The sequence below is a fragment of the Klebsiella sp. G-Nf4 genome (assembly GCF_002810615.1).
GTDB lineage: Bacteria > Pseudomonadota > Gammaproteobacteria > Enterobacterales > Enterobacteriaceae > Klebsiella > Klebsiella variicola.
In genome coordinates this window covers 94,327-120,457 of record NZ_PION01000011.1, presented here as the reverse complement: position 1 = coordinate 120,457, position 26,131 = coordinate 94,327, and the positions used below count along the sequence as shown (strand labels likewise).

The following is a 26,131-nucleotide window of genomic DNA, read 5'->3' as shown; positions in this document are numbered from 1 at the left end:
TCCCTTACTTCACCCGGAAGACGTCTTCGCAGGCCTGCTGAAGGGCGCTGTTGCCGGTGATGGTGCAGACGCGCTGCCAGCCAGTGACGCCCTCGGCGTTATCCCAGGTCGGCGTCAGAGTGACGCCCAGTCCGTTCAGGCTTTCCTGGCCGGTGAGGGTGACGACCCCTTTGGCCACGCTCATGGCGGAGAGGTAGCGCGTGGTTGTCGGCGAGGGAATGCCGTTGCTGCCGCCGTCACATACCGTCAGGCCGCCATGATCGAGCGCGCAAAGTTCGATGGCCGTCCGATAGGGGACAAAGGTCTGCAGCAGGTCGGTGAGGGCGGCTTTACGCAGGTAGTTCTGGTAGGCCGGGATGCCAATGGCGCTGAGAATAGCGATGATCCCAATGACCACCATCAGTTCAATCAGGGTGAAACCACGTTGTTTATCCATAAGTTGCTCCTTGTTGTGACAGGAGCACTGTGACGGGATTCGGGATACCAGGCGAGGAGGCGAAAACGATCCGGGAAACCAGATTCCAGGGTTTTTACTTTGATTACATGGTGGGCATGAACGGCTGCGAGTCGGCTCGCAAATTCAGGCCCTCACGCCCGGAGGCGTGAAGGCCAATTGCTTAGCGAAAACGCATCGACAGGTCGAGCGCCTGCACATGTTTGGTCAGGGCACCGACAGAGATATAGTCGACGCCGGTGTCGGCAAATTCGCGGATGGTGTCAAAGGTGACGTTACCGGAGACCTCCAGCGACGCCTGGCCTGCGGTGATTTTCACCGCCTCGCGCATCAGATCGATGGTGAAGTTATCGAGCATAATGATATCGGCCCCGGCTTTTAACGCCTGCTCCAGCTCATCCAGGGTTTCTACTTCCACTTCCACCGGCACATCAGGATGTAGCCAGAACGCCTTTTCTACCGCCTGACGGATCGAGCCGGAGGCGATGATATGGTTTTCTTTAATCAGGAAAGCGTCGAACAGGCCCAGTCGATGATTGGCGCCACCGCCGCAGAGTACCGCGTATTTTAGCGCAGTACGCAGCCCTGGCAGCGTTTTACGCGTATCCAGGAGTTGGGTTTTGGTCCCTGCCAGCAGGTCGACGTAGCGGCGGACGACGCTGGCGACGCCGGAGAGGGTTTGCACAAAGTTCAGCGCCGTGCGTTCGCCGGTGAGCAGAATACGCGACGGACCTTCGAGTTCAAACAGCGGCTGATCGGCTTTGACCGCATCGCCGTCGGCCACGTGCCAGGTGATGTTCACGTCGTCACCGGCGAGCTGAATAAAGACCTCTTCCACCCAACGTTTGCCACAGAAGACGCCATCTTCGCGGGTAATGACCACCGCATGGGAGCGTGCATCCTGCGGCAATAATTGCGCGCTAATATCGTTGTTGGCGTCGACTTCGCCGCCCAAATCTTCCCGCAGGGAGTGTGCGACAGCATCGGTAATATCGAGATTAATACGTTCCAGCAGCACGTCACGGCGGCGGTCGGGGTTGTAACGACGAGGCGACATGATAAAGCTCCAGATAGATAAGATTCAGAAGTGGGAAACATGCTAACCTGAACGACGTTTCAGTACCATACACACTTCATCCTTTGGGCCGGCGTGTGGCCCGGAAGCATGAGTTCGCGAAAGGAGATCCCGCATGCAGTTGAACGAGGGATGGCTGGTCGGCGCGCGTCGGGTTCCCTCGCCGCACCATGACTGCCGTCCGGATGAAGAAGCCCCTTCCTTACTGGTGGTGCATAACATTAGCCTGCCACCGGGTGAATTTGGTGGTCCGTGGATTGATGCGCTGTTCACTGGCACCCTGGATCCGCATGCGCATCCTTTCTTTGCCGAGATTGCTCATCTGCGCGTTTCGGCACATTGTCTGATTCGCCGTGATGGCGAAATCGTGCAGTATGTACCTTTTGATAAGCGTGCGTGGCATGCGGGGGTCTCCTGCTATCAGGGGCGCGAACGCTGCAATGACTTTTCCATCGGCATTGAGCTGGAAGGCACGGATACCCTGGCGTATACCGATGCGCAGTACCAGCAGCTGGCGGCGGTGACGGAACTGCTTATCACGATTTACCCGGCTATCGCCGAAAATATCGCGGGCCACAGCGATATCGCGCCCGTGCGGAAAACCGATCCAGGACCGGCCTTTGACTGGATAAAATTCCGGGCGCTACTCAGTGCGCCGTCAGATAAGGAGACCTCATGACGCTGTTTACGACGCTGCTGGTGCTTATCGCCGAACGGCTGTTTAAGCTGGGCGAACACTGGCAGCTTGATCATCGGCTGGAGGTGGTGTTCCGCCGGATAAAACATTTTTCGCTGCTGGGCACGCTGCTGATGACGGTGGTGGCTGTCGTGGTGGTGTATCTCATTCAGCGCCTGCTGCAGGGACAGCTATTTAACATACCATTGCTGGTGTTCTGGATCTTGCTGGGCCTGCTGTGCATCGGGGCTGGCAAGGTTCGGCTGCATTATCATGCCTATCTGAAAGCGGCGTCGCGCAATGACAGTCGAGCCTGCGATGCCATGGCCAGCGAGCTGACGCTGATTCACGGCGTACCGCCGGGCTGTGATGAGCGTGAATACCTTAGCGAACTGCAAAATGCGCTGCTGTGGATTAACTATCGCTACTATTTGGCGCCGCTTTTCTGGTTTGTCGTGGGGGGGGCGTGGGGCCCTCTGACGCTTATCGCTTACAGCGTACTGCGGGCCTGGCAGACGTGGCTGGCGCGCTACCAGACGCCGCATCACCGTTTGCAGTCCGGAATCGATGGAATCCTGCATATTGTGGACTGGCTGCCGGTGCGTCTGGTGGGGGTGGTCTATGCCCTGGTGGGGCATGGTGAGAAAGCCCTTCCGGCGTGGTTTGCCTCGCTAGGCGACCGCCATTCGTCGCAGTATCAGGTATTGACCCGCCTGGCGCAGTATTCCCTGGCCCGTGAACCGCATGTGGATAAAGTGGCGACGCCAAAAGCCGCGGTATCGATGGCCAAGAAAACCTCGCTGGTGGTGGTGGTGATCATGGCGCTGCTGACGATTTACGGCACCCTGGTTTAACGACCTGAGTCCGCACTCTGCCTGCCACGATGCACGCACCAGCGGGACGCTTGTTGCCGGGTGGCGGCTGCGCCTGACCCGGCCTGCAGAACCCGCGCCAGCGGGCGTCATAGCGAACCGCTACAGCGTATCCGCCGGCGGGATGCCGAAGTCGGGCATCCCGTCCTCCCTCCAGCTGACGAGTTTTAACCGCGTATGGCGATTGGGGTCATACAGCGGGTCGCCTTCTATCTCGGTGTAATTCCGCGCGTGATACACCAGCACATCTTCTCCTTCCGGCGTTTGGGTAAAACTATTATGGCCTGGGCCATACTGGCGGTTTTCATAGCTGGTACGAAAGACCGGCTGCGGGGCTTTATGCCAGTTCGTCGGCTGCAGCGGATCGGCCTGCAGATCGATCCAGAGTAACCCCATGCAGTAGTTTTCATCGGTGGCGCTGGCGGAATAGCTGATGAACAGCTTATCGCCATGCACCAGCACCGCAGGACCTTCGTTGACCTTAAATCCCCGGCACTCCCAGTCGAACTCCGGCTTGCTCAGCATGACCGGCTCGCCTTTTAGCGTCCATGGGTTGGCCATTTCAGCAAGATACAGGTTTGAGTTGCCTTCGATATGCGGGGATTTTTGCGCCCACAGATACCAGCGTTTGCCCTGATGGATAAAAGTAGTGGCATCGAGGGCGAAGGTATCGAAAGGCGTGACCACCTGGCCTTTTTCCTGCCAGCGACCGGTCAGCGGATCGTTGTCGGCGCACTCGAGAACGAACATGCGATGCTGGAACATCCCCAGCGCATCCAGATCGTGAGTATGGGTGGCGGCAAAATAGATATACCACTTACCGTCTATTTCATGCAGCTCCGGCGCCCAAATCAGCTGGCTCATCGGCCCGCTTTGCGGCGCGCGCCAGACCACTACCGGCTCAGCATCGCGCAATCCTTCAAGGGTGGCCGCGCGCCGGATCTCCAGCCGGTCATATTCCGGTACCGAGGCAATAAAGTAGTAGTGATTAAGGTGGCGCAGAATAAAGGGGTCTGCGCGCTGTTCAATAAAGGGGTTTGGCCAGTTGTTCATCAGGCTTTCCTTACGTGTTCACTGGTTTTCAGTTCCTGGTATTCGTTCAGCTCGCTGTAGTTGCTGCGGCGCTTCTCTAAATCGCTTTGAATCTGGCGCATCAGGGTGCGGTCAACCTTCAGCAGGCGCACCACGCCGGCGGTGATCAGATAGCCGACGCCGGGGATGACCGAGAATAGGAGCACGATGCCGTTGAGGGCGGAGGCGCTTTGCGCTTTCGCGCCGGCGTCGTAGCCGTACCATGACAGCAGGAAACCGACCATTGCCCCGGCGACCGCCAGGCCGACCTTGAGGAAGAACAGATTGCCGGAGAAGCTAATGCCGGTGATGCGCTTACCGGTTTTCCACTCGCCATAGTCGTCAACGTCGGACATCAGCGACCAGTGCAGCGGAGAGGGGATCTGGTGCAGGATGTTGAGCAAGAAGTAGAGCGCCATAATCAGCGTGGTGGCGTGTGGATTAAAGAAGTAGAAGGCGCAGGAGAAAATCGCCAGCGCGATGTTGGTCCAGAAGAAGACCTGCAGTTTGCACCAGCGGTCGGTGAGGACTTTCGCCAGCATGCTGCCAATCATCATCCCGACCACGCCGAGGCTGATAAACAGGGTAGCAAAATGGGTGCTTTGTCCCATCACCCAGGTGACGTAATACATGGTGGCGGCCATGCGGATAAAGCCCGGACAGACGTTGCACAGCGTGAGCAGCAGGATGCGCACCCACTGGTCATTTTTCCACACGTCTTTGAGGTCTTTTTTCAGTTCATCATTCGTCTGCACCGCCGGGTGTATGCGTTCACGCACGGTAGCGAAGCAGAACAGGAACATACACATGCCGATAAAGGCCAGCACGGTCATCGCCATCTGGTAGCCCTTCGCTTTATCGGCGCCGCCGAACCAGTCGGCCATTGGCAGCAGCGTCAATGACAGCAGCAGCGTGGCGATACCCACCATCACAAAACGATAGGACTGGCAGGCAACGCGCTCTTTCGGATCAGCGGTCATCACCGTTCCCAGCGAGCAGTAGGGGATGTTAATCGCGGTATAGGTCACCGACAGCAGAAAGTAGGTCACGAACGCATAGATAACTTTGCTGTTATAGGTCCACTCAGGGGTAGTGAACATCAGCACGCTGAACAGGGCGTAGGGGAAGGCAATCCACAGTAACCATGGACGAAAGCGGCCATATTTACTGCGGGTACGGTCGGCAAGGGCGCCCATAATCGGGTCGGTCACCGCATCGATGACGCGCACCGACAACAGCAGTACGCCGACCAGCGCCGGCGCCAGACCGAAGATATCGGTATAAAAATAGTTCACAAACAGCATGATGGCGCCAAAGATGATATTGCATCCGGCATCACCCATCCCGTAACCAATCTTTTCCTTTATTGATAGTCTATTGTCTGCCATGTGCGGTCTCTCCGTTGCAGTATGGAGAGAATTATTGGCCGCTATCGAGGGAAATACGTTGCAGGAACTCGTTAACGATATGGATATATCAGCTATGGAGGGGAAAGTGTGAAGCAGGTAACAATGCTCTGCGCCCGTTATTCAGGGAGGGGCGCAGAGCAAAGAGAAATATTTATGAGATGTATTATTGTGCTTTTATGGCGGCGGCGGCTTTCTGTTTAAACAGATAGCCCACGCCCAGCACCGCAACCCATACCGGGATCAGCCAGACGGAAATCGCCATCCCAGGGGTCATCAGCATTATCACCAGCACTGCCGCCATAAACAGCAGACACACCCAGTTACCCAGCGGGTAGAAGAGGGCAGGGAAGCGAGTGGTGACGCCCTGCTGCTGTTTGGCGCGACGGAATTTAATGTGCGCCAGGCTGATCATCGCCCAGTTGATGACCAGGGCCGAGACCACCAGCGCCATCAGCAGGCCGAAAGCGGATTCTGGCGCCAGATAGTTGATCAGCACGCACAGCGCGGTCACCAGGGCCGAGACGAGGATGGTATTCACCGGCACGCCGCGTTTGTCGACGCTGAGTAGCGCTTTCGGCGCGTTACCCTGCTGGGCAAGGCCGAACAGCATACGGCTATTGCAGTAGACGCAGCTGTTATAAACCGACAGAGCCGCCGTCAGCACCACGACGTTAAGGGCATTTGCCACCAGCGTATCGCCAAGCTCATGGAAAATCAGGACGAATGGGCTGGTGTCCGCGGTCACGCGGGTCCACGGCAGCAGGGAGAGCAGCACCGCCAGCGAGCCAACATAGAAGATCAGGATACGGTAGATAACCTGGTTGGTGGCTTTCGGAATGCTTTGCTCCGGATTATCCGCTTCCGCCGCGGTGATCCCCACCAGCTCCAGACCGCCGAAGGAGAACATGATGATCGCCATCATCATCACCAGTCCGGTAAAGCCGTGCGGCAGGAAGCCACCCTGATCCCACAGGTTACGAACCGTCGCCTGCGGGCCGCCGTTGCCGCTGAACAGCAGCCAGCCGCCGAACAGAATCATCGCCACCACGGCGACCACTTTGATAATCGCGAACCAGAACTCCATTTCCCCGAACACTTTCACGTTGGTCAGGTTAATGGCGTTGATAGCGATGAAGAAGACGGCCGCCGAGGCCCAGGTCGGGATTTCCGGCCACCAGAACTGGATGTATTTGCCGACGGCGGTCAGTTCCGCCATGGCCACCAGGACATACAGTACCCAGTAGTTCCAGCCGGAAGCGAAGCCGGCAAAGCCGCCCCAGTATTTATACGCGAAGTGGCTAAATGAACCGGCTACCGGCTCTTCCACCACCATTTCACCCAACTGACGCATGATCAGAAAGGCGATAAAACCGGCGATAGCGTAACCAAGAATGATACCCGGGCCGGCGGACTGAATGACGGACGCGCTCCCCAGAAACAGGCCGGTGCCGATAGCCCCGCCCAGCGCGATAAGCTGAATGTGGCGGTTTTTCAGGCCGCGCTTCAGCCGATCGCCGTGCTGTTGACCTTCCATATGAAACCTCGTGTGTGGTTATTTTTTGTGTACGTCATCCGTCAGATTGCTGCTTCACTGCTGTCCCTGCCAGAAAGCATAGCCAGCGAAAATTTGGGCGAAATGGCCCGCGTTTTATCTGAGTGATGTCGCGCACATATTGTTGTGTTTGTGTATTTAGTGACTTCCGTTTCTGTATTGTTTTGTTTACGGAAGGCAGTGCGGTAATTCAGAAAAAGGCCTTTCGTCTGAGGGAGAATAGTGTTAAGCGCGACCGAATGCACCTGCTTTATGAAGGGATGATGACGATGTGTCTAAAAAGACATCAATAGACATATTCTGTATTATTCCGTCTCACTACCCTGTAGTGGTTATCTATTCTATTAAAATGATTTTATATTCATTTATGGCACAGTTGAATCGGTTCAGATAGCGTAATTTTTCGTTTCCATAAAGTTAACGCTACCCCTTTGTGAGTAAACGTAACATTTGTGCAAGGTTACATTTCTGAAATGTTATTTCTGTAAGGTTGTTAAAATGTCCGCGGTTTACTGATTTCAATCAAAACCTGTATGGACAGAAGGTGAATACTTTGTTACTTTAGCGCTACGAACTTTAAATTGGTAAGACCAATTGACTCCGGGCTAATGGCAGAGACAGGGAATATGGCCTACAGCAAAATCCGCCAACCAAAATTATCCGATGTGATAGAGCAGCAGCTGGAGTTTCTGATCCTTGAGGGGACCTTGCGCCCCGGTGAAAAACTTCCGCCCGAACGCGAACTGGCCAAACAGTTCGACGTTTCCCGCCCCTCGCTGCGTGAGGCGATTCAACGCCTCGAAGCCAAGGGCTTGTTGCTTCGTCGTCAGGGAGGTGGAACGTTTGTTCAGAGCCGCCTGTGGCAGAGCTTCAGCGATCCGCTGGTCGAGCTGCTGTCCGATCACCCTGAATCCCAATTCGATCTGCTTGAGACCCGTCACGCGCTGGAAGGCATCGCGGCTTATTACGCGGCGCTGCGCAGCAATGATGAAGATCGCGATCGTATCCGCGAGCTGCATCAGGCTATTGAACGCGCTCAGCAGTCGGGCGATCTGGACGCTGAGTCCGGCGCCGTCGTCCAGTATCAAATCGCCGTCACCGAGGCGGCACACAATGTGGTTTTGCTCCATCTGCTAAGGTGTATGGAGCCGATGCTGGCACAAAACGTTCGTCAGAACTTTGAATTGCTGTATGCCCGCCGGGAAATGCTCCCGTTGGTCAGCAACCATCGTACTCGCATTTTCGAGGCGATAATGGCCGGGGAGCCGGAGCAGGCGCGTGAGGCGTCGCACCGTCACCTGGCGTTCATTGAGGAAATTTTGCTGGACCGTAGCCGTGAGCAGAGTCGTAGAGAACGCTCACTGCGTCGTTTACAGCAACGAAAGGACGAGAACTCCGGTTCTTAAGCGCCATTTTTAGAGCGCGGCAACTAAACGCAGAACCTGTCTTATTGAATTTTTGGTTGTTCAAACGTGAAGAGCAAAGAGTTCAATGGGACAGGTTCCAGATTAATCAACGATTAGATAGATAAGGAATACCCCCCATGTCAGAACGTTTACCAAATGACGTGGATCCGATCGAAACTCGCGACTGGCTACAGGCGATCGAATCGGTCATCCGTGAAGAAGGTGTTGAGCGTGCTCAGTATCTTATTGACCAACTCCTTTCTGAAGCCCGCAAAGGCGGGGTGAAAGTGGCTGCTGGCGCATCGACCGGCGGTTACGTAAACACTATTGCCGTTGAAGATGAACCGGAATACCCGGGTAATCTGGATCTGGAACGTCGTATCCGTTCTGCGATCCGCTGGAACGCCATCATGACCGTTCTGCGCGCATCGAAAAAAGATCTCGAACTGGGCGGCCACATGGCGTCCTTCCAGTCTTCCGCAACCTTCTACGAAGTGTGCTTCAACCACTTCTTCCGTGCACGCAACGAGCAGGATGGCGGCGACCTGGTTTACTTCCAGGGTCACATCTCTCCGGGCGTATATGCGCGTGCTTTCCTGGAAGGTCGTCTGACTGAAGAGCAGATGAACAATTTCCGTCAGGAAGTTCACGGTAAAGGTCTGTCCTCTTATCCGCACCCGAAACTGATGCCGGAATTCTGGCAGTTCCCGACCGTTTCGATGGGCCTGGGCCCAATCGGGGCGATTTATCAGGCTAAGTTCCTGAAATATCTGGAACACCGTGGTCTGAAAGACACCTCCAAACAAACCGTTTATGCTTTCCTGGGCGACGGTGAGATGGACGAGCCGGAATCTAAAGGCGCGATCACCATCGCCACCCGTGAGAAGCTGGACAACCTGGTCTTCGTTATCAACTGTAATCTGCAGCGCCTTGACGGCCCGGTGACGGGTAACGGCAAAATCATTAACGAACTGGAAGGCATCTTCGGTGGTGCTGGCTGGAACGTTATCAAGGTTATCTGGGGCGGTCGTTGGGATGAGCTGCTGCGTAAAGACACCAGCGGTAAGCTGATTCAGCTGATGGAAGAAACCGTTGACGGCGATTACCAGACCTTCAAATCCAAAGACGGCGCTTACGTCCGCGAGCACTTCTTCGGTAAATATCCGGAGACCGCAGCGCTGGTTGCCGACTGGACTGACGAGCAGATTTGGGCCCTGAACCGCGGCGGCCACGATCCGAAGAAAGTTTACGCTGCACTGAAAAAAGCGCAGGAAACCAAAGGCAAAGCGACCGTAATCCTCGCCCATACCATTAAAGGTTACGGCATGGGTGACACCGCTGAAGGTAAAAACATCGCCCACCAGGTTAAGAAAATGAACATGGACGGCGTTCGTTACGTCCGCGATCGTTTCAACGTGCCGGTTGCCGATGCCGATCTCGAAAAACTGCCGTACGTCACCTTCCCGGAAGGTTCCGAAGAGCACACCTATCTGCACGCTCAGCGCCAGAAACTGCACGGCTATCTGCCGAGCCGTCAGCCGAACTTCTCTGAGAAGCTGGAGCTGCCGACGCTGGAAGATTTCGCTCCGCTGCTGGAAGAGCAGAATAAAGAGATCTCTACCACTATCGCGTTCGTTCGTGCCCTGAACGTGATGCTGAAGAACAAATCCATCAAAGACCGCCTCGTGCCGATCATCGCCGACGAAGCGCGTACTTTCGGTATGGAAGGTCTGTTCCGTCAGATCGGTATTTACAGCCCGAACGGCCAGCAGTACACCCCGCAGGACCGTGAGCAGGTTGCCTACTATAAAGAAGACGAGAAAGGCCAGATTCTGCAGGAAGGGATCAACGAGCTGGGCGCAGGCGCATCCTGGCTGGCTGCGGCGACCTCTTACAGCACCAACAACCTGCCGATGATCCCGTTCTACATCTACTACTCGATGTTCGGGTTCCAGCGTATCGGCGACCTGTGCTGGCAGGCAGGCGACCAGCAGGCTCGCGGCTTCCTGATCGGTGGTACTTCCGGTCGTACGACGCTGAACGGCGAAGGTCTGCAGCACGAAGATGGCCACAGCCATATTCAGTCGCTGACTATCCCGAACTGTATCTCCTACGACCCGTCTTACGCGTACGAAGTGGCGGTCATCATGCATGACGGTCTGGTTCGTATGTACGGCGAAGCGCAAGAGAACGTTTACTACTACATCACTACGCTGAACGAAAACTACCATATGCCGGCTATGCCGGAAGGCGCCGAGGAAGGTATCCGTAAAGGTATCTACAAACTCGAAACCATCGAAGGTAGCAAAGGTAAAGTTCAGCTGCTGGGCTCCGGTTCTATCCTGCGTCACGTTCGTGAAGCAGCGCAGATCCTGGCGAAAGACTACGGCGTGGGCTCTGACGTCTATAGCGTCACCTCCTTCACCGAACTGGCGCGTGATGGCCAGGATTGCGAACGCTGGAATATGCTGCACCCGCTGGAAACCCCGCGCGTGCCGTACATCGCTCAGGTGATGAACGACGCTCCGGCCGTGGCATCCACTGACTATATGAAACTGTTCGCCGAGCAGGTTCGTACTTATGTACCGGCTGATGATTACCGCGTACTGGGTACCGATGGCTTCGGTCGTTCCGACAGCCGTGAAAACCTGCGTCACCACTTCGAAGTCGATGCTTCCTATGTGGTCGTTGCGGCGCTGGGCGAACTGGCTAAACGTGGTGAAATCGATAAGAAAGTGGTGGCTGACGCTATCGCTAAATTCGACATCGATGCAGAAAAAGTTAACCCGCGTCTGGCGTAAGAGGTAAAAGAATAATGGCTATCGAAATCAAAGTACCGGACATCGGGGCTGATGAAGTTGAAATCACCGAGATCCTGGTCAAAGTTGGCGACAAAGTAGAAGCTGAACAGTCGCTGATCACCGTAGAAGGCGATAAAGCCTCTATGGAAGTCCCGTCTCCGCAGGCTGGCGTCGTGAAAGAGATTAAAGTCTCCGTCGGCGACAAAACCGAGACTGGCAAACTGATTATGATTTTCGATTCCGCCGAGGGTGCAGCAGCCGCTGCACCTGCGCAGGAAGAGAAGAAAGAAGCCGCTCCGGCTGCGGCTGCGCCAGCAGCTGCCGCGGCAGCGAAAGAAGTTCACGTCCCGGATATCGGCGGCGATGAAGTTGAAGTCACCGAGATCATGGTTAAAGTGGGCGACACCATCGCCGCTGAGCAATCCCTGATCACTGTAGAAGGCGATAAAGCCTCTATGGAAGTGCCGGCGCCGTTCGCGGGTACCGTGAAAGAGATCAAAATCAACACCGGCGATAAAGTGTCCACCGGCTCCCTGATCATGATCTTCGAAGTGGCGGGTGCTGCGCCTGCCGCGGCTCCGGCACAAGCTGCCGCTCCGGCTGCCGCGGCACCGGCTGCCGCCGCTGGCGCGAAAGACGTTAACGTCCCGGACATCGGCGGTGATGAAGTTGAAGTCACTGAAGTGATGGTTAAAGTCGGCGATAAAGTGGCTGCCGAGCAGTCCCTGATCACCGTCGAAGGCGACAAAGCTTCTATGGAAGTGCCGGCGCCGTTCGCAGGCACCGTCAAAGAGATCAAAATCAGCACCGGCGATAAAGTCAAAACCGGTTCCCTGATCATGGTCTTCGAAGTGGAAGGCGCTGCGCCTGCCGCCGCTCCGGCTCAAGCTGCTGCTCCGGCACCGGCTGCTGCACCGGCTCAGGCTGCTAAGCCTGCCGCAGCACCGGCTGCGAAAGCAGAAGGCAAAACCGAATTCGCTGAAAACGATGCTTACGTTCACGCGACGCCGCTGATTCGCCGCCTGGCGCGCGAGTTCGGCGTTAACCTGGCGAAAGTGAAAGGCACCGGCCGTAAAGGTCGTATCCTGCGCGAAGACGTTCAGGCTTATGTGAAAGACGCGGTTAAACGCGCTGAATCCGCACCGGCGGCTGCCGCTGGCGGCGGTATCCCGGGCATGCTGCCATGGCCGAAGGTTGACTTCAGCAAGTTTGGTGAAATCGAAGAAGTGGAACTGGGTCGTATCCAGAAAATCTCTGGTGCTAACCTGAGCCGTAACTGGGTGATGATCCCGCACGTTACCCACTTCGACAAAACCGATATCACCGATCTGGAAGCGTTCCGTAAGCAGCAGAACGCCGAAGCTGAGAAGCGTAAACTGGACGTGAAATTCACCCCAGTGGTCTTCATCATGAAAGCCGTTGCCGCTGCGCTTGAGCAGATGCCGCGCTTCAACAGCTCGCTCTCCGAAGATGGCCAGCGCCTGACGCTGAAGAAATACATCAACATCGGTGTGGCGGTTGATACCCCGAACGGTCTGGTGGTTCCGGTCTTCAAAGACGTGAACAAGAAGAGCATCACCGAGCTGTCTCGTGAACTGACCACCATCTCGAAGAAAGCGCGCGATGGCAAGCTGACGGCTGGCGAAATGCAGGGCGGTTGCTTCACCATCTCCAGCATCGGCGGCCTGGGCACCACCCACTTCGCGCCGATTGTTAACGCGCCGGAAGTGGCCATCCTGGGCGTGTCTAAGTCCGCGATGGAGCCGGTATGGAATGGTAAAGAGTTCGTTCCGCGTCTGATGATGCCGATCTCTCTGTCCTTCGACCACCGCGTCATCGACGGTGCTGATGGTGCCCGCTTCATTACCATCATTAACAACACCTTGAGCGACATTCGCCGCCTGGTGATGTAATCGAAAAAGCCGGCCTGACGGCCGGCTTTTTTCTGATAACCTCAGGCTGTTGGGGATTATCAGCAACAAAGGACAAAATCGTTTGCCGTTTGTTGTTTAAAAATTGTTAACAATTTTGTAAAATACACGCGGATAGAACGTCCCGGTGGACTTGGGCGTAAGAATAATAGCGTCAGACCCGCCGGATATAAATTACAGAGGTCATGATGAGTACTGAAATCAAAACTCAGGTCGTGGTACTTGGGGCAGGCCCCGCAGGTTACTCTGCAGCCTTCCGTTGCGCTGATTTAGGTCTGGAAACCGTCATCGTAGAACGTTACAGCACCCTCGGTGGTGTTTGTCTGAACGTAGGTTGTATCCCGTCTAAAGCGCTGCTGCACGTGGCAAAAGTTATCGAAGAAGCGAAAGCGTTGGCCGATCACGGCATCGTTTTCGGCGAACCGAAAACCGACATTGACAAGATCCGCACCTGGAAAGAAAAAGTTATCACTCAACTGACCGGTGGCCTGGCTGGTATGGCCAAAGGCCGTAAAGTGAAAGTGGTTAACGGTCTGGGTAAATTTACCGGCGCCAACACCCTGGAAGTGGAAGGCGAAAACGGTAAAACCGTGATCAACTTCGACAACGCGATCATCGCGGCGGGCTCCCGTCCGATTCAGCTGCCGTTTATCCCGCATGAAGATCCGCGCGTATGGGATTCCACCGACGCGCTGGAACTGAAATCCGTACCGAAACGCATGCTGGTCATGGGTGGCGGTATCATCGGTCTGGAAATGGGTACCGTATACCATGCGCTGGGTTCAGAGATTGACGTGGTTGAAATGTTCGACCAGGTTATCCCGGCGGCCGATAAAGACGTGGTGAAAGTCTTCACTAAACGCATCAGCAAGAAATTCAACCTGATGCTGGAAACCAAAGTGACTGCCGTTGAAGCGAAAGAAGACGGTATTTACGTTTCCATGGAAGGCAAAAAAGCGCCGGCTGAAGCACAGCGTTACGACGCCGTGCTGGTGGCTATCGGTCGCGTACCGAACGGCAAAAACCTCGATGCAGGCAAAGCCGGCGTGGAAGTGGACGATCGTGGCTTCATCCGCGTTGACAAACAAATGCGCACCAACGTGCCGCACATCTTTGCTATCGGCGATATCGTCGGTCAGCCGATGCTGGCGCACAAAGGCGTCCATGAAGGTCACGTTGCCGCAGAAGTTATCTCTGGTCTGAAACACTACTTCGATCCGAAAGTGATCCCGTCCATCGCCTACACCGAGCCAGAAGTGGCATGGGTTGGTCTGACTGAGAAAGAAGCGAAAGAGAAAGGCATCAGCTACGAAACCGCCACCTTCCCGTGGGCTGCTTCCGGCCGTGCTATCGCTTCCGACTGCGCAGACGGTATGACCAAACTGATCTTCGACAAAGAGACCCACCGTGTTATCGGCGGCGCGATTGTCGGCACCAACGGCGGCGAGCTGCTGGGTGAAATCGGTCTGGCTATCGAAATGGGCTGTGACGCTGAAGACATCGCGCTGACCATCCATGCTCACCCGACTCTGCACGAGTCTGTTGGCCTGGCGGCAGAAGTCTTCGAAGGCAGCATCACCGATCTGCCAAACGCCAAAGCGAAGAAAAAGTAACTTTTTCTTTCAGGCTAAAAGCATAAGCGGCTCCCGGAGCCGCTTTTTTTATGCCTGATGTTTAGAACTATGTCTCCGTTCATAAACCGCTACACCTCATACATACTTTGAAAATAATCACGCAATAAACTTATAGGCAGTTAACGATATAGTTGAGGTGTGAGATGAAACGCTTTTTAACCGCAGCGCTGGTCGCTGCAACGTGCCTATCCGGTGTGGCCTGCGCGGCTGACGCCACCATCCCCTGGGCGGACAACAGCGGTGGCACGGAAACGACCCATATTGCGGCGATGGGCCAGGATCTGAATGCCCAGCATCAGCAGGTGACAAAGAGCAATGAAGGGGTATGGGCGGCGAACTCCGGAAGCATCAGCGCTGATGAAGCGGCATTATCCAGCACAAAGCCGACTTTTGCTGGCGACCCGTCTCTGATGCCCCATCAGGGCTAAGCGAAGGGCTAAGCGAATAGAAACGCCAGGTTGCTTGAGCGCAACCTGGCGTTTTTTTATGGTTTGACAACCTGCCAGCCGGCGTCAGCATCGGGGGCAAAGCGCGTGATGGCCTGCGCTTTTGCGGCGCTCTCTTCACCGAGATTAGCCTGATAAACGGTATCGTGCTGATCGATCATAAAGCTCATCACCCCGGTTTCGCCCCATTCCACAGGCCAGGCCAGCAAGGCCGTATCCTGGTCTTCGCGGCCTGCGATAATGCGGAAACGATAGCCATGATAACCGGTACCGGGCTCTGTTGGGCTGAAAGCTGGCCCCAGCGGGCTGGGCGTTTCACCCGGCGACGTCGGCCAGTACAACCCATCTTTTTTGCCTTCACTGCTGATGATTTTCTGCGCCCAGCGGTGGTTCAGCTGGTAGTAATCCTGCTGGGCATCAACGTAAGCGTGCATGGCGGCTATCGCTGACAGCTCATTGCGACCGATGGCGCGGGTGAGGATCTCCTCTTCGCCTGCGGCCATATCAAAGCGCCATCCCTGTGACGTTTTTACGATAGGCACGGGCAGCCGCCATGCCTCGCTGCCGACGTCGAGCCAGGCGTTATCACCCTGCTGCACGATGACATGTTTCACCTGCCAGTCGCGCTGAAAGCGGTCGACGGCGCTGGGGTCGATCCCATCGGGCGGTAAAAATTGCTGCCAGTTATCGCCGAGCACCTTGCTCAGCGCCGCTTCATTTTGCTGGCTGAGCGCCTCAGCCAGCGCGCTCGCGGCCTGTTCCGGGGTAGAAAACTGCTGCTGGGCGAACGCGGCTAACGGTGACAGCATCAATGTGAACAGGGCAATAGGTAATAGATTTCTCATTCTGCTCATCCTCAGCGGCGGCGCAGTTCATGGTGTTCGGAAGAACGTTCTCTGGCGCCGTTGCGCTGTTCGCGGTTTACGCCGGAAAACTGGCGGCTTTGCAGTCCCCGTTCCTGCTGCGCTTGCCAGGAGGGGGCGCGGCTTTCGTTGCCGCTAAGAGCGCTGGTACGTAAATGACTAACCTGCTGCTGCCGACGCTGTTGCTGCTGAGGTGTCGGGTTCTGCTCGCGGCTTTTGACGGTTTCTCGACGCTGCTGTTGCTGCGGCGTGGGATTTTTCAACTGCGTTTTTGCCGCATCGCGACGCTGCTGCTGGGTCGGTGTGCTGTCGTAACCGCGATAGTTGCTGCGCTGGGTAGCTTGTTTTAATTGCGCCGAGGCTGCCTGACGTTGGGCATCACGCGAGGGATTGTTTGCCGCCAGGTTACCCGCTGTGGCCGCCGGCGCATTGCGCTGCTGAAGCTGGGTCATTGCCGCCTGGCGCTGGGCATCGCGATCGACCGGCGTATGCTGGGTGGCGCTCAGTCCACCGGCAACGTTGGTCTGATGGAAGCGCTGGGCGACGGTATTATCGGGATAAGGCACGTTTCCGCGATAGGCTGGGTTGTGTTGCCAGTTAACGCGGTTGCCCGGCAGATTCTGCCCGGTAATGTGGTTGAAATTATTCACATTGATATTGATGTTATCGCCATTGTGCTGGTAACCGCCGTGATGGTAATCGTCATCGTGATGATGGTCATCATCATCCCAGTCGATGCTGCTAAACAGCGCCCAGGTCGTGGCGACGCCGAGGCTGTAACCAAAGCCTTTGACGAAGCTGTCGGTAAACTGCTCGCCGGGAGGGGGCGGCAGGTAGACCGGCGGATAGGCGCTATTCGGCCAGGTGCCATAGACCGAGGCAGGGTTGTAGTTCGGGACATACACCACCTGCGGGTCGGTCGGTTCTATTTTAATGACCTGGGTCGGCGCGGGCGCCGCCGCGGTAGTGGTTGACGTTGATACGGTGTTGCTTTTTGCGGTAGTGGTCGGTGCAGGCGCAGCAGCGGTGACAATCACTTTCTGCTGCGGCGTGGATTTCAGCGTCCCGGTCTGCTGGGCAATGGTGCGCAGGCGCTGCACCGAGTCCATCACATCGTGTGGCTGGGCCAAAAACGCGTTGCCGAGGTTTTCTACCCACGGCGGGTTCTCGCCCATCATCGCCAGCAGGGCTGGGAAGGCGACAAGGGATTTGACGCTGGGATCCCACGGCTGGCTGGTCACCGCCTGCACGGCCGCGTCACCTTTCAGGGTAGGGTTGTCCTGGGACCACTGCACCGCCTGCATGACGTTGTCCGGATAGGTGGAGGCCATCAGCACCTGCGACAGCAAACTGTCCGGATAAAGCGCGATGGGCGCGACCCACTGATCAATCTGCGCCGGCGTATAGGTGGTGGCTGCCGGTTGTGCGGTGGCAGGTGGCGTGGCTGGGGTTGGCGCAGGTGTCGGTGCAGGCTGCGCCGTCGCCTCAGTGACCGTCTCTGGGGTACGGCTTTGCACATAGAGTGTTCCCGCCGCCGCGAGTAAGCCTGCGCTGCAGACCAGGGCGATAATATGGGGTTTGAACGGCAGTGACATAGAAGCTCCTGACCCAAAAAGTAACCCATCTCGCTTAAGTATCGGCGAAAACGGCTCGTCTGCTGAGTATATGTAAGTGGTGTGTTTTTTTTTGATTTTTGTTGGGATCGGCCCAGCAAACTCGACACCGAGAGGAATTTTTGTCGCGGGATTTGAACAGAAAGCCTGCAATATCCTGCCCTTAACGATTCAGCTAAATTTTAATGTTGCTTTTTTGTAAACAGATTAACACCTTTCAAAAATCCTGCTATGCTGCCGACGCGGTATCGGGCATTTACCCTACAAACTGCTGTCTCACAGGAGCGTGAAGAAAATCGCCCAGCCACTAAATCCTTCAAGATGCGTCAAGGCGGCAAACTGCCAATACCGAAGCAGATTGATTGAGGACGTGTAGGCCGCATTATGACAATGAGAGCGAGGAGAACCGTCGTGCTAGAAGAATACCGTAAGCACGTAGCTGAGCGTGCCGCCATGGGGATTGTTGCCAAACCCTTAGATGCAACCCAAATGGCCGCGCTGGTAGAACTGCTGAAAAACCCGCCTGCGGGCGAAGAAGAATTCCTGTTAGACCTGCTGATTAACCGTGTACCGCCGGGCGTTGACGAAGCCGCCTATGTTAAAGCTGGATTCCTTGCCGCGATCGCCAAAGGCGAAGCGACCTCCCCCCTGGTAACCCCTGAAAAAGCCATTGAACTGCTGGGCACCATGCAGGGCGGTTACAACATTCACCCGCTGATTGATGCGCTGGACGACGCGAAACTGGCGCCGATTGCCGCGAAAGCGCTGTCTCATACTCTGCTGATGTTCGATAACTTCTACGACGTAGAAGAGAAAGCAAAAGCAGGTAATGAGCATGCTAAACGGGTCATGCAATCCTGGGCTGATGCTGAGTGGTTCCTGAACCGCCCGCAGCTGGCAGAGAAAATCACCGTTACCGTCTTCAAGGTCACCGGCGAAACCAATACCGATGACCTGTCTCCGGCGCCGGATGCCTGGTCTCGCCCGGATATCCCACTGCATGCGCTGGCGATGCTGAAAAACGCCCGCGAAGGTATTGAGCCGGATCAGCCGGGTGCGGTCGGCCCGATTAAACAAATCGAAGCGCTGCAGCAGAAAGGCTACCCGCTGGCCTACGTCGGCGACGTTGTCGGTACCGGTTCTTCGCGTAAATCCGCCACCAACTCGGTGCTGTGGTTTATGGGCGACGATATCCCGAACGTGCCGAACAAGCGCGGCGGCGGCCTGTGCCTGGGCGGCAAAATTGCCCCAATCTTCTTCAATACCATGGAAGATGCGGGCGCGCTGCCTATCGAAGTGGACGTGAACAACCTGAACATGGGCGACGTGATTGACGTTTACCCGTTCAAAGGCGAAGTGCGTAACCACGAGACCAACGAACTGCTGGCCAGCTTCGAGCTGAAAACCGATGTGCTGATCGACGAAGTGCGCGCCGGTGGCCGTATTCCGCTGATCATCGGCCGCGGCCTGACCACCAAAGCGCGCGAAGCGTTGGGTCTGCCGCACAGCGATGTATTCCGTCAGGCGAAAGACGTGGCGGAAAGCAACCGCGGCTTCTCCCTGGCGCAGAAAATGGTTGGCCGCGCCTGCGGCGTTGCCGGTATCCGTCCGGGCGCCTACTGCGAGCCGAAGATGACCTCCGTCGGTTCTCAGGATACCACCGGTCCAATGACCCGTGATGAACTGAAAGACCTGGCGTGCCTGGGCTTCTCCGCTGACCTGGTGATGCAGTCCTTCTGCCACACCGCGGCTTATCCGAAGCCGGTTGACGTGACCACGCACCATACCCTGCCGGATTTCATCATGAACCGCGGCGGTGTTTCTCTGCGTCCGGGCGATGGCGTTATCCACTCCTGGCTGAACCGTATGCTGCTGCCGGATACCGTGGGTACCGGCGGTGACTCCCACACCCGTTTCCCCATCGGTATCTCCTTCCCGGCGGGCTCTGGTCTGGTGGCCTTCGCCGCTGCGACCGGCGTGATGCCGTTGGATATGCCGGAATCGGTGCTGGTGCGCTTCAAAGGGAAAATGCAGCCGGGTATCACCCTGCGCGACCTGGTTCACGCCATCCCGCTGTATGCCATCAAGCAGGGCCTGCTGACCGTTGAGAAGAAAGGTAAGAAAAACATCTTCTCTGGCCGTATCCTGGAGATCGAAGGTCTGCCGGATCTGAAAGTCGAGCAGGCATTTGAACTGACCGATGCGTCCGCTGAGCGTTCTGCTGCCGGCTGTACTATCAAGCTGAACAAAGAGCCGATCGTTGAGTATCTGAACTCCAACATCGTCCTGCTGAAGTGGATGATCGCCGAAGGCTACGGCGACCGCCGTACGCTGGAGCGTCGTATCCAGGGTATGGAAAAATGGCTGGCGGATCCGCAACTGCTGGAAGCCGATGCTGACGCGGAATACGCAGCAGTGATCGACATCGATCTGGCGGATATCAAAGAGCCAATCCTGTGTGCGCCGAACGATCCGGACGATGCCCGCCTGCTGTCAGACGTGCAGGGCGAGAAGATCGACGAAGTGTTCATCGGTTCCTGCATGACCAACATCGGCCACTTCCGTGCCGCCGGTAAGCTGCTGGACAGCCACAAAGGCCAGCTGCCGACTCGCCTGTGGGTGGCGCCGCCAACCCGTATGGACGCCGCGCAGCTGACCGAAGAAGGCTACTACAGCGTGTTTGGTAAGAGCGGAGCGCGTATCGAAATCCCTGGCTGTTCCCTGTGTATGGGTAACCAGGCGCGCGTGGCCGACGGTGCAACGGTGGTTTCCACCTCTACCCGTAACTTCCCGAACCGTTTAGGTACCGGCGCTAACGTCTATCTGGCCTCTGCCGAGCTGGCAGCGGTGGCTTCTCTGCTCGGCAAACTGCCGACGCCGGAAGAGTACCAGACCTTCGTGGCGCAGGTGGATAAGACAGCGGAAGATACCTATCGTTATCTGAACTTCAACCAGCTGGATCAGTACACTGAAAAAGCTGACGGCGTGATCTTCCAGACCGCGGTGTAAAACCATTCGGTCAGCCCGGCTGACCGTTTGGCGACAAACTCCCCAATGCCCGGTGAACATTGCATCACCGGGCATTTTTATTTCCAAACCTCCTGCCCGTTACGCTTTTTTTCTTTCTGTCTGCTGCGATAATTACTGCATGGGTACAGTGCAGCGGTGACGCATTGCCCTTGCAGAGGAAAAGACTATGGACTACGAATTTCTGCGCGATATTACCGGAGTGGTAAAGGTGCGAATGTCGATGGATCACGAGGCGATTGGCCACTGGTTCAACGAAGAGGTGAAAGACAATCTTGCCCTGCTTGATGAAGTAGAGCAGGCTGCACGCACCGTGAAGGGCAGTGAACGTTCCTGGCAGCGGGCTGGCCATGAATATACGCTGTGGCTGGATGGCGAAGAGGTGATGATCCGCGCCAATCAGCTGGAGTTTTCTGGCGATGAAATCGAGGAGGGGATGAGCTACTACGACGAAGAAAGCCTCTCTCTCTGCGGCGTGGAGGATTTCCTGCAGGTCGTTGCCGCTTATCGTGAATTTATGCAGCAGCGTTAATTATGCCGGGTGGCGCAAGACCGTAACCCTGCTAAGCGTAGCGTGAGCAGGGGAAATCCCCGGGTAGCGGCTGGTGCCTTACCCGGGCGACCAGGCGGCGCAGAACCCCAGGCCCGGCAAGCACAAGCGCCACCGGGCCTTTCTAATATTACACGGCAGGAATATTGCGGCCGTAGTAAATCTCGCGCATCTCTTTCCACAGCAGGTCGGTAATGACCTTGCGCTCTTCGGCGGTCAACTCTTCCGGTCGGGTATGGAACATGTAGTGCTTAAGGTCAAACTCCTTGAGCAACATTTTGGTATGGAAGATATTTTCCTGATAGACGTTCACATCGACCATGTCATACAACGACTTAATGTCATCGGACATAAAGTTCTGAATCGAATTGATTTCATGATCGATAAAATGCTTCATCCCATTGATATCGCGGGTAAAGCCGCGCACGCGGTAGTCAATGGTCACAATGTCCGATTCCAGCTGGTGGATCAGATAGTTCAGCGCTTTGAGCGGTGAAATGACCCCGCAGGTAGAGACTTCGATATCGGCGCGGAAGGTGCACAGGCCGCCTTCCGGATGGCTCTCCGGGTAGGTATGCACGCAGATATGGCTCTTATCGAGATGGGCGACCACGGTTTCCGGTAGCGGACCTGGATGTTCGGTTTGGTCGATAAGCTTGGGATCGACAGGCTCTTCGCTGACCAGAATGGTCACGCTGGCGCCCTGGGGTTCATAATCCTGGCGGGCGATATTCAGGATATTGGCGCCGATAATAGAACAGGTTTCTGTCAGGATCTCCGTCAGGCGATTGGCATTATAAAGTTCGTCGATATAGGCGATGTAGCCGTCGCGCTCTTCCGCCGTTTTGGCGTAACAGATATCGTAGATACAAAAACTCAGGCTTTTGGTCAGGTTGTTAAAGCCGTGCAGCTTCAATTTTTTCAATTTAGTTCACCCCCTTACTTCGCGTCACGGTGCGGACAGAGCATCATGCAGATATTGTGGTAAGGCGAAGGCCGCCGTATGAATTGCCGGATTGTAGTAACGGCAGGTCAGGTTGGCTTTGTGAAAGCGCGCCTGAATGATTTCGCTGGAGAGATGGCGCAACGCCTCGTTGTCGCTCGCCCAGGCAAAGGTCATGATCCCGCCGTAATAGGTCGGGATGGCTGCCTGGTAGAAGCTGACGTCGCGAAAATAATGGCTCAGCTTGCGATGGCTTCCGACCGCTTCGTCCTGCTGCAGGAAACAAACGCCGTTTTGCGCAACGAATACGCCCCCCGGGTTCAGGCAGCGTTTGCAGCCTTCATAAAAAGCCGAGGTGAACAGGCTTTCGCCCGGACCAATAGGGTCGGTACAGTCCGAAATGATCACGTCAAACGTTTGCGTCGTCTGGTTAACAAAATTGACGCCATCATCAATCACCAGCGTGAAGCGCGGATCGTCGTAGGCCCCGGCGCTATGGTTGGGCAGGTACTGACGGCAGAATGAGACCACCCCGGCATCGATTTCCACCATGGTGATGGTTTCGATGCTACGGTGACGAGAGACTTCGCGCAGCATCGCGCCGTCGCCGCCGCCGATGATCAGGACATGCTTCGCGTTGCCGTGGGCCAGCAGCGGCACGTGGGTCATCATTTCGTGATAGATAAACTCATCACGTTCGGTGGTTTGTACGACGCCATCCAGCGCCATCACCCTGCCAAAGGCGCGGTTGTCGAAGATGATCAAATCCTGATGATCGGTTTTTTCGTGGTACAGCACGTTATCAACGCTAAAGTACTGACCAAAATGGTCATGCAGCGTTTCATGCCACAGTGGATTATCGGCCACGGTGAGGCTCCTCTTCGTTAACATCTGTTACACCCGTAAAACGAGTGCAACATCATAGACAACTATAGATGAGGATGCACGGCGGTTATTGCAGCAATGCGGCAGGAATAAACGCCACCGCCCGGGGAGGGCGGTGAGGTGGACGAGATTATTTCGCCGGTGCGGGTTGGGTATCTACTATCCGCACGGAGTAAACCATGGTGGCGCCAGGCGGGATTTTCGGTGGCAATCCTTTACTGCCATAGGCTTTTTCGGGCGGGACGACCAGCGTCAAGGATCCATGGTTCTGCAGACGTTGCAGCGGTCCGCGAAACACCGGGGGATAGGCATCCAGCTTCTGGGTGAGCGCCTGATCTTTCGCTTCCATATCGTTGATCACTGTCCCGTCCGTCAGCGTCTCTTTGATTACTACGGTGACCAGATCGTTACCGCTTATTTTTCCTTTGCCTGGATAATCGATACGACTGTAGACGCCATCTTTGAAGACCACATCTTTTTTGCGCGCAAACGTCTGCTGATATTTCTTACCGGCGCTGATGTTTTTCTGCTCGATTTTATTCAGGTTCTGGAAAACCTGCTGTGAGACGTCAAACAGCGCCTTGTTACGCTCCTGTTCTCCGAGACGAAGCTGGCCGCTAAAGGCATCTTCGATACCCCGTAGCACCAGCCCGGCGTCGACGGTAATCCCCTGAGTGCGACGGGTGGTGAGGACGTTAAGGGCTTCTGTTCCCATCGAGGCGCCGATCGCATAAGCCTGCTGTTCTCCGGATGCGCTGAGTTTGATGTTGGCGCTCTCGCCGCTACGCGTTTTGGACTGTACAGAAAGCTGTGTTCTCAGCAGTTGGATTTCATCTTCTTTCATCCGTAGCTGGGCGTTGTCTTTGTCCGCCTGCAGGCGGTAGGCCGCAACAACCACCGCCATCTCCGGTGGCTCATTTTTTGGCGCTGCGGCTGGATCAGGACGGGTCGTTGGCGCTTTTTCCGCGGCGGCCAACCGGGCGGTCAACGACTGCTTGTCGGCGTTTAGCGCCTTGACCTGGTCGAGAGCGGCCTGCTGCGTTTTCTCCGCGGCGTCGAGCCGGATAGTCAGCGACTGCTTATCGGTGGTCAGCGCTTTAACCTGCTCGAGGGCAGCCAGCTTCTCTTTTTCCGCCGCGGCCAGTCGGGTGGCCAGCGGCTGTTTGTCGGCGTTAAGGGCTTTGGCCTGGTCGAGGGCGGCCTGTTTCTCTTTTTCCGCAGCCATCAGCCGGGCGGTGAGTGACTGCTTGTCTGTGTCGAGGGCTTTGAGCTGGCCGAGCGCGGTCTGCTGTGCTTTTTCCGCGGCGGCCAACCGGGTGGTCAGCGTTTGTTTATCCGTATTCAGCGTGGTGAGGCTGGCGCTGAGCCGTTTATTTTCCGCTTCGACGTTCTGAAGCTGCGACGTTAATTGTTGGATCTGCTTAAGTGCGGCAGCCTGGCTCTGTTGCAGAGTATTATTCTGGGCAACCGCTTCCTTTTTAATTAACGTCTCATTTTCCGCCGTGGCGGCGGTTAAGGCGAGCTGTAATTGTTGTATTTTATTATTTAACGCCGCTTGCTCATTCGCAATGGACGTTTCCGTGGCTGGCGTGGCGGTAAGCTGTTTTTTTAATTGTTGAATAGTTTTATCTTTTTGCGCAATCGTTGCCTGCTGGCTGGCGATTCTTTTTTGCAACTGTGCGTTATTGGCCGTCGTTTTTTTATTGTCCGCGTTCTGGCGAGCGTCTGACGCTTGCTTTGCTGTGGCCGCAGAGCTTTTCTCTTCTTGCGCCTGAGCTTGCTGAGTTTGCTGCTGGGCGTAATCGAGAAAAGCCGGCGTAGCACCGGCGTAGAATGAGGTTGAAAGCGCCAGCGCCGCGACGAGCATCAGCAGTGGTGCTTTAGGAGTCAGCGTGGCGGGTTTGTTCATGGCAGTTTGTTTTCACCACGCTGTACCAGGGTATCGATCAGCGTTTTCTGGATATCGGAACACAGTTTGATGGATTTAAACTGATACATGGAGTCAATGCCCAGTCGGGTGGGATCGGCCACTTTCTCGCGCACGTTGTTGTATTGCGATGCCGAACGCACCAGGGCATTGAACTCATTGCTGAGTTTAGTTGCCTGCTGTGGGTTCACCTCTTTAAGTGAATCCAGCGCCTTTCGGCAGGACTCAATACGCTCCTGTTCGCTGGCCGCTCGCTCCTGCTCAGCCTGCTGCTGTGATGTGAGCGGCGTGGTGATCGGTTTTACCTGCTGGCGAGATGAGGTATTGCTACAGCCCACTAATAAAAGTGCGGCGAGCGGGATAATACGGAGAGTCGGCGAGATATTCACAATTTCAGTCCATGAAGTAGATATATTTTTACCGGATTCTAGAAGGGTGCTTTTTATTTTGCAATATATGAATAATGATATTTTATTAGTTTTTTAGTCATTCATCATTATTAGGGGTTTAATTTATTTGGCGAATTGATAGGTTTGCAATTAAATAATGTTTGTTTATATACAATAATAAATATAGATATAAATATTTAAATGTGACAAATGAAACGGCAAAGGCGCGGAGCGTGACCGTCCGCGCCGGTCATTATTTGACGTAAGCCAACAGGCTGAGCGAATCGCGGGCCAGCGCTTTGCATTTTTTCGCCGTCGGGATGTTAATACCGCTGAGATCGCGGTAGCTGTCCTCACCAAGCGCTTTCATGTTGTAGCTGTCGTAGTTGCTCAGGTCCCACTGGTTCTGTTGGGCAAAGAACACCAGCGCGCGTCGGATCTGTGTATTGGGCAGGTTCTGGTAGCCACAGTCGTTTTTCAGAAACACAAAAACTGCGGTTAAATCAGCCATATCTTCTGCTTCTGATTCGCTGAGCGCGTAGCTGTTGGCGGAGAGAGCAAGCAGGCTGCCGAGTACCATTGTTCTGAAAAGCGTCTTCATTTTTTC

The 26,131-nt window shown here is 55.6% G+C and carries 21 protein-coding genes; 9 read left to right on the top strand and 12 right to left on the bottom strand.

Annotated elements, in window-relative coordinates; all coding sequences use genetic code 11:
* Positions 1–4: 4 nt before the first annotated feature.
* Together ppdD and nadC are read right to left on the bottom strand one after the other, a co-directional pair.
* Complete coding sequence (gene ppdD, locus CWM57_RS21210; RefSeq protein ID WP_008807418.1) at positions 5–436, bottom strand: prepilin peptidase-dependent pilin; 432 nt, start codon at positions 434–436, stop codon at positions 5–7.
* Between the two features lie 181 nt (positions 437–617).
* Complete coding sequence (gene nadC, locus CWM57_RS21205) at positions 618–1,511, bottom strand: carboxylating nicotinate-nucleotide diphosphorylase (RefSeq protein ID WP_100676339.1); 894 nt, start codon at positions 1,509–1,511, stop codon at positions 618–620.
* 133 nt (positions 1,512–1,644) lie between these two features.
* Here nadC and ampD point away from each other — a divergent pair, with 133 nt between their 5' ends.
* Together ampD and ampE are read left to right on the top strand one after the other, a co-directional pair.
* Complete coding sequence (gene ampD, locus CWM57_RS21200) at positions 1,645–2,208, top strand: 1,6-anhydro-N-acetylmuramyl-L-alanine amidase AmpD (protein ID WP_008807417.1); 564 nt, start codon at positions 1,645–1,647, stop codon at positions 2,206–2,208.
* The gene (gene ampE, locus CWM57_RS21195) at positions 2,205–3,059 is read left to right on the top strand and encodes a beta-lactamase regulator AmpE (RefSeq protein ID WP_061155750.1); all 855 of its coding nucleotides are present in this window, start codon (positions 2,205–2,207) and stop codon (positions 3,057–3,059) included. Before ampD ends, ampE begins: the two co-directional genes overlap by 4 nt.
* A 120-nt stretch (positions 3,060–3,179) precedes the next feature.
* Here ampE and CWM57_RS21190 read toward each other — a convergent pair whose 3' ends face one another.
* The 3 genes from CWM57_RS21190 to aroP form a co-directional block, all read right to left on the bottom strand.
* Entirely contained in the window at positions 3,180–4,130 is a 951-nt protein-coding gene (locus CWM57_RS21190; protein WP_022066122.1) for a family 43 glycosylhydrolase, read from the bottom strand.
* Positions 4,130–5,536, bottom strand: a complete 1,407-nt coding sequence (locus CWM57_RS21185) for a glycoside-pentoside-hexuronide (GPH):cation symporter (protein ID WP_100676338.1) — start codon at positions 5,534–5,536, stop codon at positions 4,130–4,132. Before CWM57_RS21185 ends, CWM57_RS21190 begins: the two co-directional genes overlap by 1 nt.
* A 184-nt stretch (positions 5,537–5,720) precedes the next feature.
* Positions 5,721–7,091: an aromatic amino acid transporter AroP gene (gene aroP, locus CWM57_RS21180; protein ID WP_100631617.1), complete on the bottom strand. Its 1,371-nt coding sequence runs from the start codon at positions 7,089–7,091 to the stop codon at positions 5,721–5,723.
* A 644-nt stretch (positions 7,092–7,735) separates the two neighbouring features.
* Here aroP and pdhR point away from each other — a divergent pair.
* The 5 genes from pdhR to CWM57_RS21155 all read left to right on the top strand — a co-directional run bounded on the left by pdhR (position 7,736) and on the right by CWM57_RS21155 (position 15,309).
* Entirely contained in the window at positions 7,736–8,515 is a 780-nt protein-coding gene (gene pdhR, locus CWM57_RS21175) for a pyruvate dehydrogenase complex transcriptional repressor PdhR (RefSeq protein WP_002888699.1), read from the top strand.
* A gap of 137 nt (positions 8,516–8,652) precedes the next feature.
* Entirely contained in the window at positions 8,653–11,316 is a 2,664-nt protein-coding gene (gene aceE / locus CWM57_RS21170; protein ID WP_061155746.1) for a pyruvate dehydrogenase (acetyl-transferring), homodimeric type, read from the top strand.
* Between the two features lie 14 nt (positions 11,317–11,330).
* Positions 11,331–13,229: a pyruvate dehydrogenase complex dihydrolipoyllysine-residue acetyltransferase gene (gene aceF, locus CWM57_RS21165; protein ID WP_047667434.1), complete on the top strand. Its 1,899-nt coding sequence runs from the start codon at positions 11,331–11,333 to the stop codon at positions 13,227–13,229.
* Between the two features lie 206 nt (positions 13,230–13,435).
* Complete coding sequence (gene lpdA / locus CWM57_RS21160) at positions 13,436–14,860, top strand: dihydrolipoyl dehydrogenase (RefSeq protein WP_061155744.1); 1,425 nt, start codon at positions 13,436–13,438, stop codon at positions 14,858–14,860.
* 164 nt (positions 14,861–15,024) lie between these two features.
* Positions 15,025–15,309: a hypothetical protein gene (locus CWM57_RS21155; RefSeq protein ID WP_038422117.1), complete on the top strand. Its 285-nt coding sequence runs from the start codon at positions 15,025–15,027 to the stop codon at positions 15,307–15,309.
* 56 nt (positions 15,310–15,365) lie between these two features.
* On the opposite strand, the gene CWM57_RS21150 is transcribed toward CWM57_RS21155, so the two are convergent.
* Together CWM57_RS21150 and CWM57_RS21145 are read right to left on the bottom strand one after the other, a co-directional pair.
* Positions 15,366–16,172 carry a DUF2950 family protein gene (locus CWM57_RS21150; RefSeq protein ID WP_074386857.1) on the bottom strand — a complete coding sequence of 269 codons (807 nt, stop codon included), beginning with the start codon at positions 16,170–16,172 and terminating at the stop codon, positions 15,366–15,368.
* Between the two features lie 11 nt (positions 16,173–16,183).
* Positions 16,184–17,785, bottom strand: coding sequence for a DUF3300 domain-containing protein (locus tag CWM57_RS21145; protein WP_100676337.1), 1,602 nt, complete (start codon positions 17,783–17,785; stop codon positions 16,184–16,186).
* A 429-nt stretch (positions 17,786–18,214) separates the two neighbouring features.
* Between CWM57_RS21145 and acnB the strand changes: the two genes are divergently transcribed.
* On the top strand, positions 18,215–20,812 hold the full coding sequence (gene acnB / locus CWM57_RS21135) for a bifunctional aconitate hydratase 2/2-methylisocitrate dehydratase (protein ID WP_074386855.1): 2,598 nt from the start codon (positions 18,215–18,217) through the stop codon (positions 20,810–20,812).
* Positions 20,813–20,999: 187 nt separating this feature from the next.
* Positions 21,000–21,362, top strand: a complete 363-nt coding sequence (yacL, locus tag CWM57_RS21130; RefSeq protein ID WP_004204373.1) for a protein YacL — start codon at positions 21,000–21,002, stop codon at positions 21,360–21,362.
* A gap of 148 nt (positions 21,363–21,510) precedes the next feature.
* Here the strand turns inward: yacL and speD are convergent, their stop codons facing one another.
* The 5 genes from speD to CWM57_RS21105 all read right to left on the bottom strand — a co-directional run bounded on the left by speD (position 21,511) and on the right by CWM57_RS21105 (position 26,125).
* The gene (gene speD, locus CWM57_RS21125) at positions 21,511–22,305 is read right to left on the bottom strand and encodes an adenosylmethionine decarboxylase (protein WP_008807406.1); all 795 of its coding nucleotides are present in this window, start codon (positions 22,303–22,305) and stop codon (positions 21,511–21,513) included.
* Positions 22,306–22,329: 24 nt separating this feature from the next.
* Positions 22,330–23,190, bottom strand: a complete 861-nt coding sequence (speE, locus tag CWM57_RS21120; protein WP_008807405.1) for a polyamine aminopropyltransferase — start codon at positions 23,188–23,190, stop codon at positions 22,330–22,332.
* A gap of 148 nt (positions 23,191–23,338) precedes the next feature.
* Entirely contained in the window at positions 23,339–24,553 is a 1,215-nt protein-coding gene (locus tag CWM57_RS21115; protein WP_165784238.1) for an FKBP-type peptidyl-prolyl cis-trans isomerase, read from the bottom strand.
* Positions 24,554–25,113: 560 nt separating this feature from the next.
* Complete coding sequence (locus CWM57_RS21110; protein ID WP_061155738.1) at positions 25,114–25,524, bottom strand: hypothetical protein; 411 nt, start codon at positions 25,522–25,524, stop codon at positions 25,114–25,116.
* Between the two features lie 253 nt (positions 25,525–25,777).
* Complete coding sequence (locus CWM57_RS21105) at positions 25,778–26,125, bottom strand: YacC family pilotin-like protein (protein ID WP_002888808.1); 348 nt, start codon at positions 26,123–26,125, stop codon at positions 25,778–25,780.
* Positions 26,126–26,131 lie beyond the last annotated feature (6 nt).

Excerpts from the sequence above, each read along its gene's own strand:
- ppdD (WP_008807418.1), bottom strand. The coding sequence starts at position 436 with ATGGATAAACAACGTGGTTTCACCCTGATTGAACTGATGGTGGTCATT.
- nadC (WP_100676339.1), bottom strand. The coding sequence starts at position 1,511 with ATGTCGCCTCGTCGTTACAACCCCGACCGCCGCCGTGACGTGCTGCTG.
- ampD (WP_008807417.1), top strand. The coding sequence starts at position 1,645 with ATGCAGTTGAACGAGGGATGGCTGGTCGGCGCGCGTCGGGTTCCCTCG.
- ampE (WP_061155750.1), top strand. The coding sequence starts at position 2,205 with ATGACGCTGTTTACGACGCTGCTGGTGCTTATCGCCGAACGGCTGTTT.
- CWM57_RS21190 (WP_022066122.1), bottom strand. The coding sequence starts at position 4,130 with ATGAACAACTGGCCAAACCCCTTTATTGAACAGCGCGCAGACCCCTTT.
- CWM57_RS21185 (WP_100676338.1), bottom strand. The coding sequence starts at position 5,536 with ATGGCAGACAATAGACTATCAATAAAGGAAAAGATTGGTTACGGGATG.
- aroP (WP_100631617.1), bottom strand. The coding sequence starts at position 7,091 with ATGGAAGGTCAACAGCACGGCGATCGGCTGAAGCGCGGCCTGAAAAAC.
- pdhR (WP_002888699.1), top strand. The coding sequence starts at position 7,736 with ATGGCCTACAGCAAAATCCGCCAACCAAAATTATCCGATGTGATAGAG.
- aceE (WP_061155746.1), top strand. The coding sequence starts at position 8,653 with ATGTCAGAACGTTTACCAAATGACGTGGATCCGATCGAAACTCGCGAC.
- aceF (WP_047667434.1), top strand. The coding sequence starts at position 11,331 with ATGGCTATCGAAATCAAAGTACCGGACATCGGGGCTGATGAAGTTGAA.
- lpdA (WP_061155744.1), top strand. The coding sequence starts at position 13,436 with ATGAGTACTGAAATCAAAACTCAGGTCGTGGTACTTGGGGCAGGCCCC.
- CWM57_RS21155 (WP_038422117.1), top strand. The coding sequence starts at position 15,025 with ATGAAACGCTTTTTAACCGCAGCGCTGGTCGCTGCAACGTGCCTATCC.
- CWM57_RS21150 (WP_074386857.1), bottom strand. The coding sequence starts at position 16,172 with ATGAGAAATCTATTACCTATTGCCCTGTTCACATTGATGCTGTCACCG.
- CWM57_RS21145 (WP_100676337.1), bottom strand. The coding sequence starts at position 17,785 with ATGTCACTGCCGTTCAAACCCCATATTATCGCCCTGGTCTGCAGCGCA.
- yacL (WP_004204373.1), top strand. The coding sequence starts at position 21,000 with ATGGACTACGAATTTCTGCGCGATATTACCGGAGTGGTAAAGGTGCGA.
- CWM57_RS21105 (WP_002888808.1), bottom strand. The coding sequence starts at position 26,125 with ATGAAGACGCTTTTCAGAACAATGGTACTCGGCAGCCTGCTTGCTCTC.